Origin of the sequence: Bacillus sp. G402 (genome assembly GCF_051172515.1) — a bacterium.
GTDB classification, from domain to species: domain Bacteria; phylum Bacillota; class Bacilli; order Bacillales; family Bacillaceae; genus Bacillus; species Bacillus altitudinis.
The window spans coordinates 519,853-534,640 of record NZ_JBPIZC010000001.1; the positions used below are offsets into that span (position 1 = coordinate 519,853).

Consider the following 14,788-nt stretch of genomic DNA (forward strand, 5'->3'; position numbering starts at 1 on the left):
ATGAAAATAACTGCCATAGAACCAACGCCAAGCCCGAATACAATGAAAGTCATTTTGACAGAAGCGCTTGCAGGCGGTAAAAGCAATAACTACAAAAAAGATCAAAAAGACGAAGCGCCAGAGATGATCAAGCGCATTTTAACCATTGAAGGTGTAAAAGGTGTTTACCATGTAGCCGATTTCTTAGCGGTTGAGCGCAATGCGAAATTTGACTGGCAAGGTATTTTACAGCAAGTCAGAGAAGCCTTTGGACAAGAAACAGAAGGTCTTCAGGGAGAATCGCAGTCAGGTGATGACACATTTGGAGAAGTCAAAGTGTTTGTTCAAATGTTTAATGGGATTCCGATGCAGGTGAAGCTGACAGACGGTGAAAGAGAAGAACGATTTGGAATGCCTGAACGTTTCCAGGCAGCGATTTTAAAGCTAAGAAGCAGTTCAGATAATGTTGTATTTGAACGTGTGTGGAAAGAACATGGCGTACGTTTTGGAGAATTTGCTGATATCGGTCAAGAAGTCACAGAAGAGCTGCAAGCTGCATATGACGACGAGCGTTTATCCCGTTTAACAGAGGCAGTGAAGGAAGGTCAAGAGGCTGTAGATAAACAAGTGAACCGAAAAGCATATGATGTGACAGAAGAGATGCTGCGTGATGAAGATTGGAAGAAACGTTTTGCTCATTTAGAGCAAATGCAGCCAGAGAAAAAAGATATACCTGTTTTAATGAAAGCGATGGAGGACCCAAAAACATCGATTCGCAGACAAGCTGTTGTGAATGCTGGCATGATTGAAGATCCAGACATTTTGCCTATTTTGTATAAAGGGCTTGAAGATAAAACAGTGACGGTTAGAAGAACTGCTGGAGATTGTATTTCAGATCTTGGTGATCCTAGTGCGATTGAAGCGATGATCCAAGCCTTAAAGGACCCAAGTAAGCTTGTCCGCTGGCGTGCGGCCATGTTCCTTTATGAAGAAGGTGACGAAACAGCACTAGAAGCTTTAAAAGAAGCGGAGCAGGACCCTGAATTTGAAGTCAGTCTTCAAGTGAAAATGGCCATCGAACGAATTGAGCACGGAGAAGAAGCAAAAGGCTCTGTGTGGAAGCAAATGACAGAAAGTAGAAAAAATGCATCAGAATCATAAGAAAGACGAGCAGGCTGCCAATAAAAGGCAGCTTGTTTTCTGAAAATGGCTTTTTTATTGGCAGAAAAATTTTTTTAGAAAAATTATTTTGAATATTGTTGAAATATGAGAAAAAACTCTATATAGTAGTACCAATATAGAATATTGGAGGTCAGATTTTATGACACAATCCTTGCTGAGCACTTGCTTCAGCAGAGAAATCAGTCACTATCTATTATAGGTGGCTAAATAAACAGAAAATTTGTAAAATAAAATGAACTCAAAATCATACAGTCAACAAGACTAGTAGTATAGGAGGCTTTTTAAACAGATGGCAGAACTTCGCAGTAATATGATTAAACAAGGAATTGACAGAGCACCTCACCGAAGCTTACTAAGAGCAGCTGGGGTAAAAGATGAGGATTTTGGCAAGCCGTTTATTGCCGTATGTAATTCCTATATTGATATTGTCCCAGGGCATGTCCATCTTCAGGAATTCGGAAAAATTGTGAAAGAAGCCATTCGTGAAGCTGGCGGTGTTCCATTTGAATTCAATACAATCGGGGTAGATGATGGTATTGCGATGGGGCATATTGGGATGAGATATTCATTGCCAAGCCGTGAAATCATTGCTGATTCAGTAGAGACCGTGGTGTCTGCACACTGGTTTGATGGCATGGTTTGTATTCCTAACTGTGATAAAATCACGCCAGGTATGATGATGGCTGCCATGCGTGTGAATATCCCAACTGTATTTGTCAGTGGTGGACCGATGGAAGCTGGGAGAACAAGTGATGGCAGAAAAATTTCTCTTTCTTCTGTCTTTGAAGGCGTAGGCGCATACCAATCAGGGAAAATTAATGAAGAGGAATTAAATGAATTAGAGCAATTTGGCTGTCCAACATGCGGATCTTGCTCTGGTATGTTTACAGCCAACTCAATGAACTGTCTAGCAGAGGCGCTTGGGATTGCTCTTCCTGGAAATGGAACCATTCTGGCGACTTCACCAGAACGAAGAGAATTTGCGAAGAAGTCAGCAAAACAATTGATGGAGCTAATCAAAAAAGACATTAAACCACGTGATATTGTCACGGAAAAAGCGATTGATAACGCATTTGCTTTAGATATGGCACTTGGTGGTTCAACCAATACAGTTCTTCATACATTGGCGATTGCAAATGAAGCAGGCGTTGAATACTCACTTGAGCGTATCAATGAAGTCGCAGAACGAGTGCCGCATTTATCGAAACTTGCTCCAGCTTCAGATGTATATATTGAAGATTTACATGAAGCTGGCGGAGTGACTGCTGCACTAAATGAATTGTCCAAAAAAGAGGGGGCTCTTCATTTAGATACCATGACCGTCACAGCGAAAACGTTAGGCGAGAACATTGCAGGTCATGAGGTAAAAGATTATAACGTCATTTATCCAATTGACAAGCCATTTACTGAAAAGGGCGGCTTAGCCGTTTTATTTGGAAACCTTGCGCCAGATGGAGCAATCATTAAAACAGGCGGTGTACAAGACGGCATCACACGTCATGAAGGACCTGCGATCGTATTTGAATCCCAAGAAGAAGCACTTGAAGGAATCATTAATCGAAAAGTAGAAGCAGGACATGTTGTCATTATTCGTTATGAAGGACCTAAAGGCGGTCCAGGTATGCCTGAAATGCTTGCACCAACTTCACAAATTGTTGGAATGGGACTTGGTCCAAAGGTTGCTTTAATTACAGACGGACGATTCTCCGGTGCTTCTCGCGGATTGTCTATTGGACACGTTTCTCCAGAGGCAGCAGAAGGCGGCCCGCTTGCCTTTGTTGAAAATGGTGATCATGTCGTTGTTGATATCGAAAAACGCATTTTAAGTGTAGATGTCCCGGAAGAAGAATGGGAAAAAAGAAAAGCAAACTGGAAAGGCTTTGAGCCAAAAGTAAAAACAGGTTACCTTGCCAGATACTCAAAACTTGTGACATCAGCCAATACAGGCGGAATCATGAAAATTTAATGTGAAATTGATCATTTGAAAATTGGCTCTCTCTATAGTATCCTTTATTCACAACATAAGGATTATAGAGGGGGCTTTTTTATGTCAATGGCATATGAAGAATATATGCGTCAGCTCGTCGTACCAATGCGCCAAGAACTAACAAGTGCAGGGTTTCAAGAGTTGACGACTGAAGAAGAAGTAGAAAAAACGATGCAGAAAGCAGAAGGAACAACATTTGTTGTCGTCAATTCCGTATGCGGATGTGCTGCTGGTTTAGCACGCCCTGCTGCTACTCAAGCTGTCATGAAAGCAGAAAAAGCACCAGATCGAATTGTGACGGTCTTTGCTGGTCAGGACCGGGAAGCTACGGCTAAAATGAGAGAATACTTCACAGGTGAGGAGCCATCTTCTCCATCTATGGCACTTTTAAAAGGAAATGAACTTGTTCACTTTATCCCGCGTGACGAAATTGAAGGTCATGAAATGGAAGATATTATGAAGAACGTCTTATCTGCATTTGAAAAACATTGCTAATACAAATGTTGAAATGTCCTGTGATCCATCAGGGCATTTTTTCTTGATTATGATGGAGGAACGTCATGCTCATTACAACAAGCTTTAGAGCAAATGAACAAACAATTGAAACGGCAAAGGCCCTCGCAAAGGACTTGCATGGTGAGTATATCGAGCGGCGCAAACAATCTGTCAAACAGCTTGCGATCAAGCGGGGGGATGTACTCGTTGTTGGGAAAGAACGATTTGAATGGTATCAGCCAAATGGTGAAAAGTTCTTTTTCCATCCAAGCTCAGCGATGTTTAGGGTGAAGCGGGTTCTGCGAGGGGAAAAAGATCCATTAATAGAAGCAGCACAATTAAAGCCGGGCGATTCCTTTTTAGATTGTACGCTTGGCTTAGGATCTGATGCGATTACCGCAAGCTGCACTACAGGAACCAATGGAAAAGTGGCCGGTATTGAAAAAAATCCGATGACGGCATTGCTTGTTCGAGAAGGACTCATCACATGGGAAACGGGTGTGAGAGAGGCAGACGAAGCGATGAAACGGATATCTGTTATCAGCGGGGATAGTATTGAGCAGTTAAAGAAGCTCCCTGATCGATCCTATGATATCGTCTATTTTGACCCAATGTTCGAAGAAACCATACAAGAGTCTGCTAGTATGATGCCGCTTCGTCATGCAGCTGAGCATCATTTTGACCATGAAACCGCTGTGAAAGAAGCAATGAGAGTGGCTAGAAAAAGAGTGGTTTTAAAAGATCATTGGAAAAGCACACGATTTACCACTGATTCCTATCAATTTCAGGTGATGAAACGTAAAACCGCCCAATTCCATTACGGATATATCTCAATAGAAGAAGACAAATCAACAAAACTTTAATCACTCTTAACAATTAAAAAAGCCCTATTTCAGGGCTTTTAATCGGTGATCTCCATATAGACAAAATAAAATAACGTCAGCAAGGAAGCTGTGATGAAAAACCCTTCAAGCATATCCATTCCTCCCAAATTTTAGTCGTCGTTACTGTCATTGTAAACGTTTTATCATGAAAAAGAAAGTCTCAACTCAATGACCAAATTGAATGACTGAAAATTCATTATATGCTAGAATAGCAGTATGATAACTTATGGAAGGAATTAGATATCATGAAAATGTGGATGAGAAAAACGCTTGTTGCACTCTTTACGATTGCGACTTTTGGTTTAATCTCTCCTCCATCGGCTTTGATGACAGACAAGCCATCTGAACTTTCTTCATCTGATAAAGCACCTTATACAGCAGTTTATGATACATCAGATGATACGCGCAGCTGGGAATTATCGCAAGAAGACAACAAAGAGCGGGTAGACCCCTTTGAGCAATATAAGCAAGAGGTTCTATCAAGTGCAGAAAACCAATCCTTTCTCAAATTTGGTCGTAAAATCACACCTGTCATTGAGGACGAGTATAGAGAAGAGATTCAACCAAAAATTGAACAAGTGTTAACCGACTTTTTAACAAATTTCAAAGATGACGAAAAATTTCAAGATGTTGTTTTAACTGATCAACCTTCAAGCGGAAATGGGGAAAAAATCTTCCACATTTATAATAGAAAGACTGGAGAAGATTTGCTTCGTTTTCATGTCAGGAGAGATCAGCCGCCTCACAGCGGATATTGGTTTAATTTTCACTACCATACAGCAGAAGATGGATTCCAGACGCATCATGAACTCGGTAATATTTACTGGGATAAAAACACCCCGCCGAGCTGGATGAGCCACTAGAAGGAGATGTCATGCCAATTGAAAAAGTATACAATGAACGAAATGGTTCGCATTACAAAACAGATGTTAAACGAGCGTGGAGTGAAAATAGAAGATATTGCACACATTGTGCTGAAACTCCAAGAGAAATACAACCCAAATCTTCCACTTAGTGTCTGCATTGAAAATGTTGAAAAAGTGCTGAATAAAAGGGAAATTGTCCACGCAGTTTTGACAGGACTTGCGCTTGATCAGCTGGCAGAAAAAAAGCTTTTGCCAGAACCTTTGCAGCATTTAGTTGAAACAGATGAACCGCTATATGGAATTGATGAGATTATTCCGCTTTCCATTGTCAATGTATATGGATCAATCGGTTTGACCAACTTCGGTTATCTAGACAAAGAGAAATTTGGTATTATTAGAGAATTAGATGAAGGTCGTCCTGGTGAAGTACACACCTTCCTTGATGACCTTGTCGCTGCGCTTGCCGCCGCCGCCGCAAGTCGCATAGCTCACTCTCACCAAGATATTAAGGACGAAGAGCAGGATCGAGTGAATCAAGCATAAAAAAGAAAAACATGTCTGCTCATCTTGCAGACATGTTTTTTTGGTTTCAATTGGTTTCAACAAAAGCAGAAATAAGGTAAACTACAACAAGAACATAAATAAAGGATGAAAAAAATGAAACAATACAAAGAGTTATGCCGTCATGTATTACAGCACGGGGATGAAAAAGGTGACAGAACAGGAACAGGCACTATCAGCACGTTCGGTTACCAAATGAGATTTGATTTACAGGAAGGGTTTCCTTTATTAACAACAAAGAAATTACACCTGAAATCAATCATTCATGAGTTACTGTGGTTTTTAAAAGGTGATACAAATGTCAAATATCTTCAAGAAAATGGTGTCCGTATTTGGAATGAATGGGCAGATGAAAATGGAGAGCTAGGGCGTGTGTATGGTGCGCAGTGGAGATCATGGGCGAGTGGAGACGGAGAGACAGTAGATCAGATCAGCAAGCTGATCCATGATATTGAGAATCATCCTAATTCGAGAAGATTGATTGTCAGTGCGTGGAATCCAGGAGAAATTGATCAGATGGCGCTGCCTCCTTGTCATTGCTTGTTTCAATTTTATGTATCAAACGGTAAATTATCGTGCCAGCTCTATCAACGTTCGGCAGATATCTTTTTAGGTGTGCCTTTTAATATTGCTTCGTATGCACTACTAACGATGATGATTGCCAAAGTGACAAACCTTGAGCCAGGAGAGTTTATTCATACGCTAGGAGATGCTCATATTTATCAAAATCATCTTCCGCAGGTCAAAATGCAGTTAGAGCGTGAGGAGCGCACACTTCCGCAGCTTCGCATCACTAGAGATGTCAAAAGTATTTTTGATTTTACGTTTGATGATTTTGTGCTTGAGAACTATGATCCACATCCGCATATTAAAGGAGAAGTCAGTGTATGATTTCCATGATAGTGGCGACAGGAAAAGACAGAGTCATTGGCAAAGATAATCAAATGCCTTGGCATTTACCCGCTGATTTAGCGTATTTTAAAAAAGTCACAAGTGGCCATACCATTGTCATGGGCAGAAAAACGTTTGAATCAATTGGACGAGCACTGCCTAACCGCCGGAATATCGTGTTGACCACAAGTTCTTCTTTTCAAGCTGAAGGATGCGAGGTAGTCCATTCAATCGATGATATTTTAACCATTGCGAAGACCGAGGAAGAATTATTGATCATTGGCGGGTCTAAGCTGTATGAGGAAATGATGCCATACGCAGATCGTCTATATATCACGCACATTCATCATTCATTTGAAGGCGACCGTTTCTTCCCTTATTACGATGAAGATCATTGGACGGTTGTATCACGTGAAAAAGGCCATCGTGACGAAAAGAACCCCTACAATTATGAATTTGTCGTCTATGACAGAAAAGAAGGATAAGTGAGTAGGAGGAGTACGGTTGTTTCGTTATTGGTTTTTAACGATTTATGTTGTTGTATCCTTTTTTAAAAGTATAAGGCATTTGTATGATCATGAAATAACGGATCCACGCATTTCCTATACGAAACGAATGCATCTCATCCATGAGCATGCAAAAAGGTTTGCCAGAGGGTGTATTGATCAATCAGGATCGGTCATGACCATTCATCAGCAAAAAAAGCTGCCAGATGGCCCTGTTATTTATGTCACAGAAGCACATCATCCAGTGACGACGACATTGCTGATTGGTCACTTAGAGAAGCCATTTGCTTTTATGGCAAAACCGCATCTGTTTCGCTATCCCATCTTAAAACAATGGTTGAAGAAGATGGCGGTGATCAAGCAGAATCAATCTGATGAGGCGTTAATAGAAGAAGCAAGAGAAAGAGTTCTATCTGGCCAGAGTCTGTTGCTTTCTGAACAGTATCGTGTCATGGCAGAAACGCTTGCTGAAGAATGTAACTGCTCACTTGTTCCGGTTGAAACAAGCGGTACAGACCGTCTTTTAACAGGGAAGATCGTCAAAAGACTTCGTCCAGTTAATGTCGATATCCATATAAAAGCACCGGTCAAGATGAGTGATTACGCACAAAAGCGCGCATAGAAAAAACCAGCATCCACATTCGGATGCTGGTTTTTTAATCATGCTGGGATGTTGACGCAATAAAATAGAATGCAGAAGAACATGGATGCACTTCCACCGAGAACAAAGCTGTGCCAAATCGCATGATGATAGGGAATTTTCCGCCAAATATAAAAGATCGTTCCGACTGAATACAAAATACCGCCTAATAGTAAGAGGCTGAATCCAGCTCCTGTTAATTGAATGTACAGAGGTTTAATTGCGATGATAATCATCCAGCCCATTAATAAATAAACAAGGGTGGATACAATGATAAACCGTTTGACGAAAAAGATCTTAAAGACGATACCGCCTGCAGCGAGCGCCCATACGATTGCAAGAAGAGTATAGCCAAGTGCGCCTTTTAATGGGCCAAGCAAAAATGGCGTATATGTACCAGCAATCAATACATAAATCGCAGAGTGGTCAAGGATTTCAAATACATCTTTTGTTTTTTTGTGCCGAATGCTATGAAGCAAAGTAGAGCTTAAATAAAGCAGCAGCATCGACGCGCCAAATATCGAAAAGCTAATAATGTCAGTGACAGTGCCGTATTGAACAGCGAATAAAACGAGAAAAACAATGGCGGGAATGGATAAAATGACGCCAATGCCATGTGTAATCGCGTTGGCAATTTCTTCTTTTACAGTAAACAATGGATGTCCTCCTTTATTGAACCGGTATATAACCATCAAGCGACTTCAGAAATGAGAGACCTTCAAGTGTAATCTTCGTTCCAGCTCTGCCTTTCCCTTTTGTCACATAGGCTTTTTTCTCAAGATCATCTAATCGACTCCTTACTTGTTGAGGGGTCAGCGGGATGTCGCCTTGTTTGCTTAACTCAGACAAGATACGTCTGCTGGCTGCTTCTCCTTTTTCATTTAGAGACTTAATGGCTTCGAGTAAGAAAACAAATTCTTGTTTCTCCATAAGCGTGAGCTGGTGTTCTTCTTTTTTTCCTTTACCAGCTGTTTGTTGAGGTAATAATACAAAAGGTGGCAAGTGATGCAAGAAAACTGTTTGCCCTTCGAGGATCGCGGCTGCATAATGAACGATATTTTTGAGCTCTTGGACATTCCCTTCAAACGAATATTGCTGTAAGACTTCCCACACACTTGAGTCGATGTCAGGCGTCATGTTCAGTTCTTGAAAGAAAGCAGCGGTTAAAATAGGAATATCTGTTTTTCGATCTTCTAAAGGCGGGAGAGGGATGTGAAGCACATTGAGCCGATAAAACAGCTCAGGTAAAAAATTGGACGAAACGCTCATCGCCTCTAATGATAAAGACGAAGAAGCAATGATTTTTGTTGCAGGAGAAACTTCGAGAAAACGAATGACCTGATGCTGCATAGGAATACTGAATGCGCTGATTTCGTCTAAATAAAGCACATGATTTGCCGCATGAGTAAATGCTTCCTGCAAAGTCACTTCATCTACAATGGGGCAGTAGATATGTTTCATCGAAGCCTGCGTAGCAAATGTATTGGTCATTTCTTTTGCAAAGCGTGATTTGCCTGTTCCAATTTCACCTGTGATCAACACAGGCTGATCGTTTTTCGTGAATTGTTTAGCCAAATGAATGGCGTGTTTTATATCTTGGTGTTCTCCATATATAGAAGCAAACGGATGTGTGGTCATCGAGCGATTCCTTTCTTTTGGTTCTAATTGGTTTTATTATAACACCCAATTAGAACAAATGTATAGAAAAACGAAAAAGTTCATGAAATTTATCTCCGATCCATGATCTATTGGTTTATTTTTTGAATATTCATGTTATAATGACAAATTAAATAAGGTTAAAGAGAAAGGATCTTGTACATGAAACCGTTGCTCAAAGAAAACACGCTAATTCAAGTGAAAGACATCTTAAAAGCCCATCAAAATTTGAAGGATGTAGTGATTCATACACCACTTCAAAAAAATGAGCGACTTTCTGAACGATATGAATGTAATGTCTACTTAAAAAGAGAGGACCTGCAAGTTGTTCGTTCTTTTAAATTAAGAGGCGCTTTTAATAAAATGAGCCAGTTGCCAAAAGAAAAACTAGAAAACGGCATTGTCTGTGCCAGTGCAGGAAATCACGCACAAGGCGTTGCCTATTCTTGCAAATATTTAGGTATCCACGGGAAAATTTTTATGCCTGCTACCACGCCAAGGCAAAAAGTATCTCAAGTGGAGCTTTTCGGAAAAGAATATGTTGACATTATCTTAACCGGAGATACCTTTGATGATTCGTATCATGAAGCAGTCAAATGCGGAGATAAGGAAAAGCGGGAATTTATCCATCCATTTGATGATTTAGATGTCATGGCAGGACAAGGAACAACTGCTGTAGAAATATTAAATGATATCGAAGTGGAGCCTCACTTTTTATTTGCAAGTGTTGGGGGCGGAGGTTTGTTATCTGGCGTTGGAACATATATGAAAAATATCGCACCAGAAACAGAAATAATTGCAGTCGAGCCGCTTGGTGCCGCCTCACTTCATGCTTCCCATGAGAAAGGGGAGGTTGTCACACTTGATTCAATAGATAAGTTTGTAGATGGAGCAGCGGTTCAGCGGATTGGCGAAAAGACGTTTACATCGCTTCAGTCTGTTGTCGATAAGATTAGTCTTGTACCAGAAGGAAAAGTATGTACAACCATTTTAGAGCTGTATAATCAATGTGCCATTGTAGCTGAGCCAGCGGGTGCTTTACCGATCGCAGCTTTAGATGCACATCGTGAGGAGATTAAAGGGAAAAATGTCGTTTGTATTGTCAGTGGAGGCAATAATGACATTGGCCGAATGCAAGAAATCAAGGAACGCTCCATGATTTATGAAGGTCTCCAGCATTATTTCATCGTTAATTTTCCGCAAAGAGCAGGTGCTCTCAGGGAATTTTTAGATGAAGTGTTAGGGCCAAATGATGATATCTCACGCTTTGAATATACGAAAAAGAATAACCGAAGCAAAGGACCTGCGCTTGTTGGTATCGAATTGAAAGAAAGAGATGACTATGCAGCGCTGATTGACCGAATGAATAAAAAAGGCTTTCACTATGTTGAAGTGAATAAAGATCAAGATTTATTCCACCTATTTATTTAGGCTTAACAGATAATTGGAAAAGAGGATTGATCGTTTGTGCTGCTCAAAACAATATGTTTTAGACGGATGGATGGAGCTCAGATCAAGGTAACAGAAGTCCCTGTTTTAAAGGGAGATGAATCCTATGGTTTCATGCTCACCTTTAGACTTGAAGCTTTCTTGAAAAAAGTCTATGTATCTAAGGGAAAGAGGCATGTGTACTCTTTCAGGGAGGATGTGAAACGTAACGTCAAGTGGAGCACATATGAACAGATCTATCAAGAGCCTACATTGAAACACAATGCGTAAATTGGAATCTTTGCCAAAGAGAGTGAGCGGCCATTTTCAAATGGGGGCTACTCATCTTGGCAAGGATTTTTTACATGAAAAGAAGAAAATGTGACAATTTCAAAAACGTTCTGACAGTTGTTTTCAAGTATGCACGAAATAAGGTAATATCATATGTAAAGACTAAGACAGCAAGGATGAGACGATAGTGAAACAAATTAAAATTGTAACAGATTCAACTGTGGACCTTCCGCAAGAAAAAATCAATGATCTTTCCATTCATGTCATTCCGCTCAATATCTCCATTTCTGGGGTTGATTATATTGACCGAGTGAACATACAGCCAGATGAATTTATTGAAAAAATGGAGGCCGCTGAGGAACTGCCGAAAACGTCTCAACCTGCGATCGGTCAATTCGTCGAATTATATGAAAAACTGACGGCAGATGGAAGCGAAGTCATTAGTATCCATTTAACTGGTGGGATGAGTGGTACGGTTCAAACTGCTGAAAGCGCTTCTAAAATGGTAGACGGGAATATCACTGTCATTGATTCGAATTTTATTTCCTATGGTTTAGGGTTTCAAGTCACCAAAGCAGCAGAGCTTGCAAACAAAGGGGCAAGCCGTGATGACATCCTCAAAGAAATGGACAAAATTCGTCTTAAAACAAAGCTATTTGTCACAATCGATACATTAGAAAATCTCGTGAAAGGTGGACGAATTGGAAGAGGAAAGGCGCTGATCGGTTCACTTCTTCATATTAAACCAATTGCCAGCTTAACAGACGGCATATACACACCAGAAGCGAATGTGAGAAGTTACTCCGCTCTTGTCCGCTATTTGACAAAACAGTATGTACAGGCGGTGAAAGGGAAAACCGTTCAGGCCATTGGGATTGCACATGCAGACGCATTAGAACTTGCAGAAAAGCTTAAAGCAGCACTGCTTGATCACACACCTGATGCACTAGTTGACATCGCTTATACAACACCGATTATTTCCTGTCATACTGGTAAGGGCGCTATAGGCTTTACTTTTTATACCGATTGATTGAAAAGGGGATGTAATGGTCATGTATACAAAAAGGGGAGCCTTATTTGGTGCGCTTACGATTATAAGCGTGCTTCTTTTAGTCTCATGTTCAAATGGACAAATCAAGGATGCATTAAATTATCAAATCCAGCCGTTTGAGTATCAAAACCAGGATGGTCAAAAGGTGTCTCTCGACGATTTAAAGGGGAAAGTCTGGGTGGCAGATTTTATTTTCACAAGCTGTGAAACGATTTGCCCGCCGATGACCGCACATATGACAGAGCTACAAAAACGGTTAAAAGAAGAAAAATTGGATGCGCACATTATTTCATTTAGCGTCGATCCAGAGGTGGATTCACCGAAAAAGCTAAAGGAATTTGCAAAAGCATATCCATTATCCTTTAAAAATTGGGATTTTCTCACTGGTTACTCGCAGTCAGCGATTGAAAAATTTGCAATGAAAAGTTTTAAGACGATTGTGAAAAAACCTGAAGACGAAGACCAAGTGATACACCAATCTCTGTTTTTTCTCGTTGATCAAGAAGGAAAAGTGATGAAAAACTATGATGGTGTTCAAAATACGCCATATGATGAAATCATCAAGGACATCAAAACACTGAATCGAAGCTAGCATAAGGATGTTCAAATGAGCGAAAACATGATACACTTTTTTAATCAGAAAAAGGAGGGACATCATCGTTTGAAGGCTCGTTTGATTTTGATTGTGATGTCTCTAGCTTTTGTTCTTTCTGCATGTTCCGCACAAGAGGCTGGCATAAAGGATAAACTAGAAGACACACAAAACGTAAAAGAACATATTACGATCGCAGCGGTTGGAGATTCCTTAACAGAAGGAATCGGAGATCAAAATAAAAAAGGGTATGCCGGCATCACCCGTGACAAGATAGAAGCGGAGGACGGTGTACAGTCTGTTACATTAAAAAACTATGCCATTAAAGGCAGTAGAACGGTAGATTTATTAAAAAGATTAAAAGAAAAAAAAGTGCAGGATGGACTGAAAGACGCTGATTATATTTTCTTTACGATCGGCGGAAATGACTTAATGCATGTCGTCCGACAAAATGTGCTCAACTTGACATTTGCTCCTTTTCAAAAAGAGCAAGGTCCTTTTGAAGAGCGTTTTAAGGCCATTCTTGCTCAATTAAGAGAGCATAATGACCATGCAAAGATCATGTATGTCAGTATGTACAATCCTTTTAAGTTCAGCTTGTCTGAGCTGAGAGATATTGATGAGGTCGTCAAAGACTGGAATGCTGCTGCCGAAAAAGAACTAAAAAAAGACGGCAATGCTGATATGATCGATGTAGCAGATTTATTTGAAGATGATCAAGATGAAAAATTACTGGCAGATGATGATTTCCACCCAAACCAAAAGGGGTACTCTCTTATGGCAAATCGTTTATTCTCAGAAGTGAAAAAAGAAGGACTGCCGAAGGAATAGGGTGAAAAGATGAAAAAATGGAAGAGTTTATTTTTTATTTTACTGTCAATTAATCTATTAATTGTTCTTGTATGCGGTATTTTTATGCTGCTGCCGAGCGATCAATCCGCTTCGAAAAAAGAAGTGAACAGCGAGTATGCTTTTAACATTTCTAGTTCAAAAGAGTCGCTCACCAGCTTTGTCAATGATTATTTGAAAAACCAAGGATCAAGCGATATGCCCGACTTTCATGTTGCGATTGACCAAGATGTGAAAGTAACAGGTGCAATCAAAGCTTTTTCTTCAACGATTAATGCAAATGTATCATTTACACCAACTGTTGAAGATAACGGGGATGTTCTGCTGAAAGTAGATGACTTTTCAATTGGACAATTAAGCATCCCAATCAGTTTTGTTTTAAGCTACATGGGTCAATTCTATGAACTGCCTGATTTCGTTCATGTGAAACCAGACCAAAAAACGGTGGAAGTGCGCCTTTCAGAAATGCCGCTGACGAATGATATGTATGTCAAAGCGAACAAAATTGATCTTGAGAATGATGAAATTGAATTCTCATATTATCACCCAAAGCAATAGAACGTGTAAGTCAGGAGTGAAACGATGAAGCGAGTCTATCAATATTTTAGTTTACTGTCGCTCTTATTTGCTGCATACTTTGGCATGACAGCTGCCTCTCATTTAAAAGCAGAAAATATCGACCAGTTTTACTTAAATATCGCCTATTGTGCATTATTTTTAGGTACCATGATTCTTGCTTTTGATTTTCAAAAACAAGAAAAAGCTGAAGATGTCTCGTAAATAGCCTTTTCCATTTGGAAAGGCTGTTTGTCTTCTTTTCAGCGGAATAGAAAACCTTTGTATTCTAGGAAGGACGAGTACTGGCGCAGAGTGAATGTGACATTCGTGAGCACCGGCACGCAGGACTGACACCGAATGCGAGGCTTTGTC

18 protein-coding genes are annotated in these 14,788 nt (G+C 40.2%); 16 read left to right on the forward strand and 2 right to left on the reverse strand.

Annotated elements, in window-relative coordinates; all coding sequences use genetic code 11:
- From ACSBQP_RS02850 to ACSBQP_RS02890, 9 genes are all read left to right on the forward strand, one after another.
- Positions 1 to 1,140 carry a conserved virulence factor C family protein gene (locus tag ACSBQP_RS02850; RefSeq protein WP_025207516.1) on the forward strand — a complete coding sequence of 380 codons (1,140 nt, stop codon included), beginning with the start codon at positions 1 to 3 and terminating at the stop codon, positions 1,138 to 1,140.
- Between the two features lie 310 nt (positions 1,141 to 1,450).
- On the forward strand, positions 1,451 to 3,127 hold the full coding sequence (gene ilvD, locus ACSBQP_RS02855; protein ID WP_007500822.1) for a dihydroxy-acid dehydratase: 1,677 nt from the start codon (positions 1,451 to 1,453) through the stop codon (positions 3,125 to 3,127).
- 81 nt (positions 3,128 to 3,208) lie between these two features.
- Positions 3,209 to 3,643 (forward strand): BrxA/BrxB family bacilliredoxin, encoded by a 435-nt coding sequence (locus tag ACSBQP_RS02860; protein WP_435028177.1) that lies wholly within the window; start codon positions 3,209 to 3,211, stop codon positions 3,641 to 3,643.
- 65 nt (positions 3,644 to 3,708) lie between these two features.
- Entirely contained in the window at positions 3,709 to 4,506 is a 798-nt protein-coding gene (locus ACSBQP_RS02865) for a class I SAM-dependent methyltransferase (protein WP_025207514.1), read from the forward strand.
- A 266-nt stretch (positions 4,507 to 4,772) separates the two neighbouring features.
- The gene (locus tag ACSBQP_RS02870) at positions 4,773 to 5,390 is read left to right on the forward strand and encodes a YpjP family protein (protein ID WP_007500816.1); all 618 of its coding nucleotides are present in this window, start codon (positions 4,773 to 4,775) and stop codon (positions 5,388 to 5,390) included.
- 18 nt (positions 5,391 to 5,408) lie between these two features.
- Positions 5,409 to 5,936, forward strand: coding sequence for a phosphatidylglycerophosphatase A family protein (locus ACSBQP_RS02875; protein ID WP_008346387.1), 528 nt, complete (start codon positions 5,409 to 5,411; stop codon positions 5,934 to 5,936).
- Between the two features lie 114 nt (positions 5,937 to 6,050).
- Positions 6,051 to 6,845: a thymidylate synthase gene (locus ACSBQP_RS02880; RefSeq protein WP_017367468.1), complete on the forward strand. Its 795-nt coding sequence runs from the start codon at positions 6,051 to 6,053 to the stop codon at positions 6,843 to 6,845.
- A complete protein-coding gene (folA, locus tag ACSBQP_RS02885; RefSeq protein ID WP_017359700.1) occupies positions 6,842 to 7,330 on the forward strand; it encodes a type 3 dihydrofolate reductase in 489 nt (162 codons plus the stop codon). Before ACSBQP_RS02880 ends, folA begins: the two co-directional genes overlap by 4 nt.
- 19 nt (positions 7,331 to 7,349) lie before the next feature.
- Positions 7,350 to 7,973 carry a lysophospholipid acyltransferase family protein gene (locus ACSBQP_RS02890; protein ID WP_435028178.1) on the forward strand — a complete coding sequence of 208 codons (624 nt, stop codon included), beginning with the start codon at positions 7,350 to 7,352 and terminating at the stop codon, positions 7,971 to 7,973.
- A 38-nt stretch (positions 7,974 to 8,011) separates the two neighbouring features.
- On the opposite strand, the gene trhA is transcribed toward ACSBQP_RS02890, so the two are convergent.
- Together trhA and ACSBQP_RS02900 are read right to left on the reverse strand one after the other, a co-directional pair.
- Positions 8,012 to 8,647 carry a PAQR family membrane homeostasis protein TrhA gene (trhA, locus tag ACSBQP_RS02895; RefSeq protein WP_008346394.1) on the reverse strand — a complete coding sequence of 212 codons (636 nt, stop codon included), beginning with the start codon at positions 8,645 to 8,647 and terminating at the stop codon, positions 8,012 to 8,014.
- Between the two features lie 13 nt (positions 8,648 to 8,660).
- On the reverse strand, positions 8,661 to 9,629 hold the full coding sequence (locus ACSBQP_RS02900) for a sigma 54-interacting transcriptional regulator (protein ID WP_144683868.1): 969 nt from the start codon (positions 9,627 to 9,629) through the stop codon (positions 8,661 to 8,663).
- 180 nt (positions 9,630 to 9,809) lie between these two features.
- Between ACSBQP_RS02900 and ilvA the strand changes: the two genes are divergently transcribed.
- The 7 genes from ilvA to ypmT all read left to right on the forward strand — a co-directional run bounded on the left by ilvA (position 9,810) and on the right by ypmT (position 14,638).
- Complete coding sequence (gene ilvA / locus ACSBQP_RS02905) at positions 9,810 to 11,078, forward strand: threonine ammonia-lyase IlvA (protein ID WP_008346398.1); 1,269 nt, start codon at positions 9,810 to 9,812, stop codon at positions 11,076 to 11,078.
- 36 nt (positions 11,079 to 11,114) lie between these two features.
- Positions 11,115 to 11,366, forward strand: coding sequence for a YpmP family protein (locus ACSBQP_RS02910; protein WP_008346400.1), 252 nt, complete (start codon positions 11,115 to 11,117; stop codon positions 11,364 to 11,366).
- Positions 11,367 to 11,553: 187 nt separating this feature from the next.
- The gene (locus tag ACSBQP_RS02915; RefSeq protein ID WP_135227108.1) at positions 11,554 to 12,396 is read left to right on the forward strand and encodes a DegV family protein; all 843 of its coding nucleotides are present in this window, start codon (positions 11,554 to 11,556) and stop codon (positions 12,394 to 12,396) included.
- 22 nt (positions 12,397 to 12,418) lie between these two features.
- Positions 12,419 to 13,009: a cytochrome c oxidase assembly protein gene (locus ACSBQP_RS02920; RefSeq protein WP_007500791.1), complete on the forward strand. Its 591-nt coding sequence runs from the start codon at positions 12,419 to 12,421 to the stop codon at positions 13,007 to 13,009.
- A gap of 69 nt (positions 13,010 to 13,078) precedes the next feature.
- Positions 13,079 to 13,840, forward strand: coding sequence for an SGNH/GDSL hydrolase family protein (locus ACSBQP_RS02925; RefSeq protein ID WP_060832403.1), 762 nt, complete (start codon positions 13,079 to 13,081; stop codon positions 13,838 to 13,840).
- A gap of 9 nt (positions 13,841 to 13,849) precedes the next feature.
- Positions 13,850 to 14,416 carry a YpmS family protein gene (locus tag ACSBQP_RS02930; protein ID WP_007500787.1) on the forward strand — a complete coding sequence of 189 codons (567 nt, stop codon included), beginning with the start codon at positions 13,850 to 13,852 and terminating at the stop codon, positions 14,414 to 14,416.
- Between the two features lie 24 nt (positions 14,417 to 14,440).
- Positions 14,441 to 14,638, forward strand: coding sequence for a protein YpmT (gene ypmT / locus ACSBQP_RS02935; protein ID WP_008346409.1), 198 nt, complete (start codon positions 14,441 to 14,443; stop codon positions 14,636 to 14,638).
- Positions 14,639 to 14,788 lie beyond the last annotated feature (150 nt).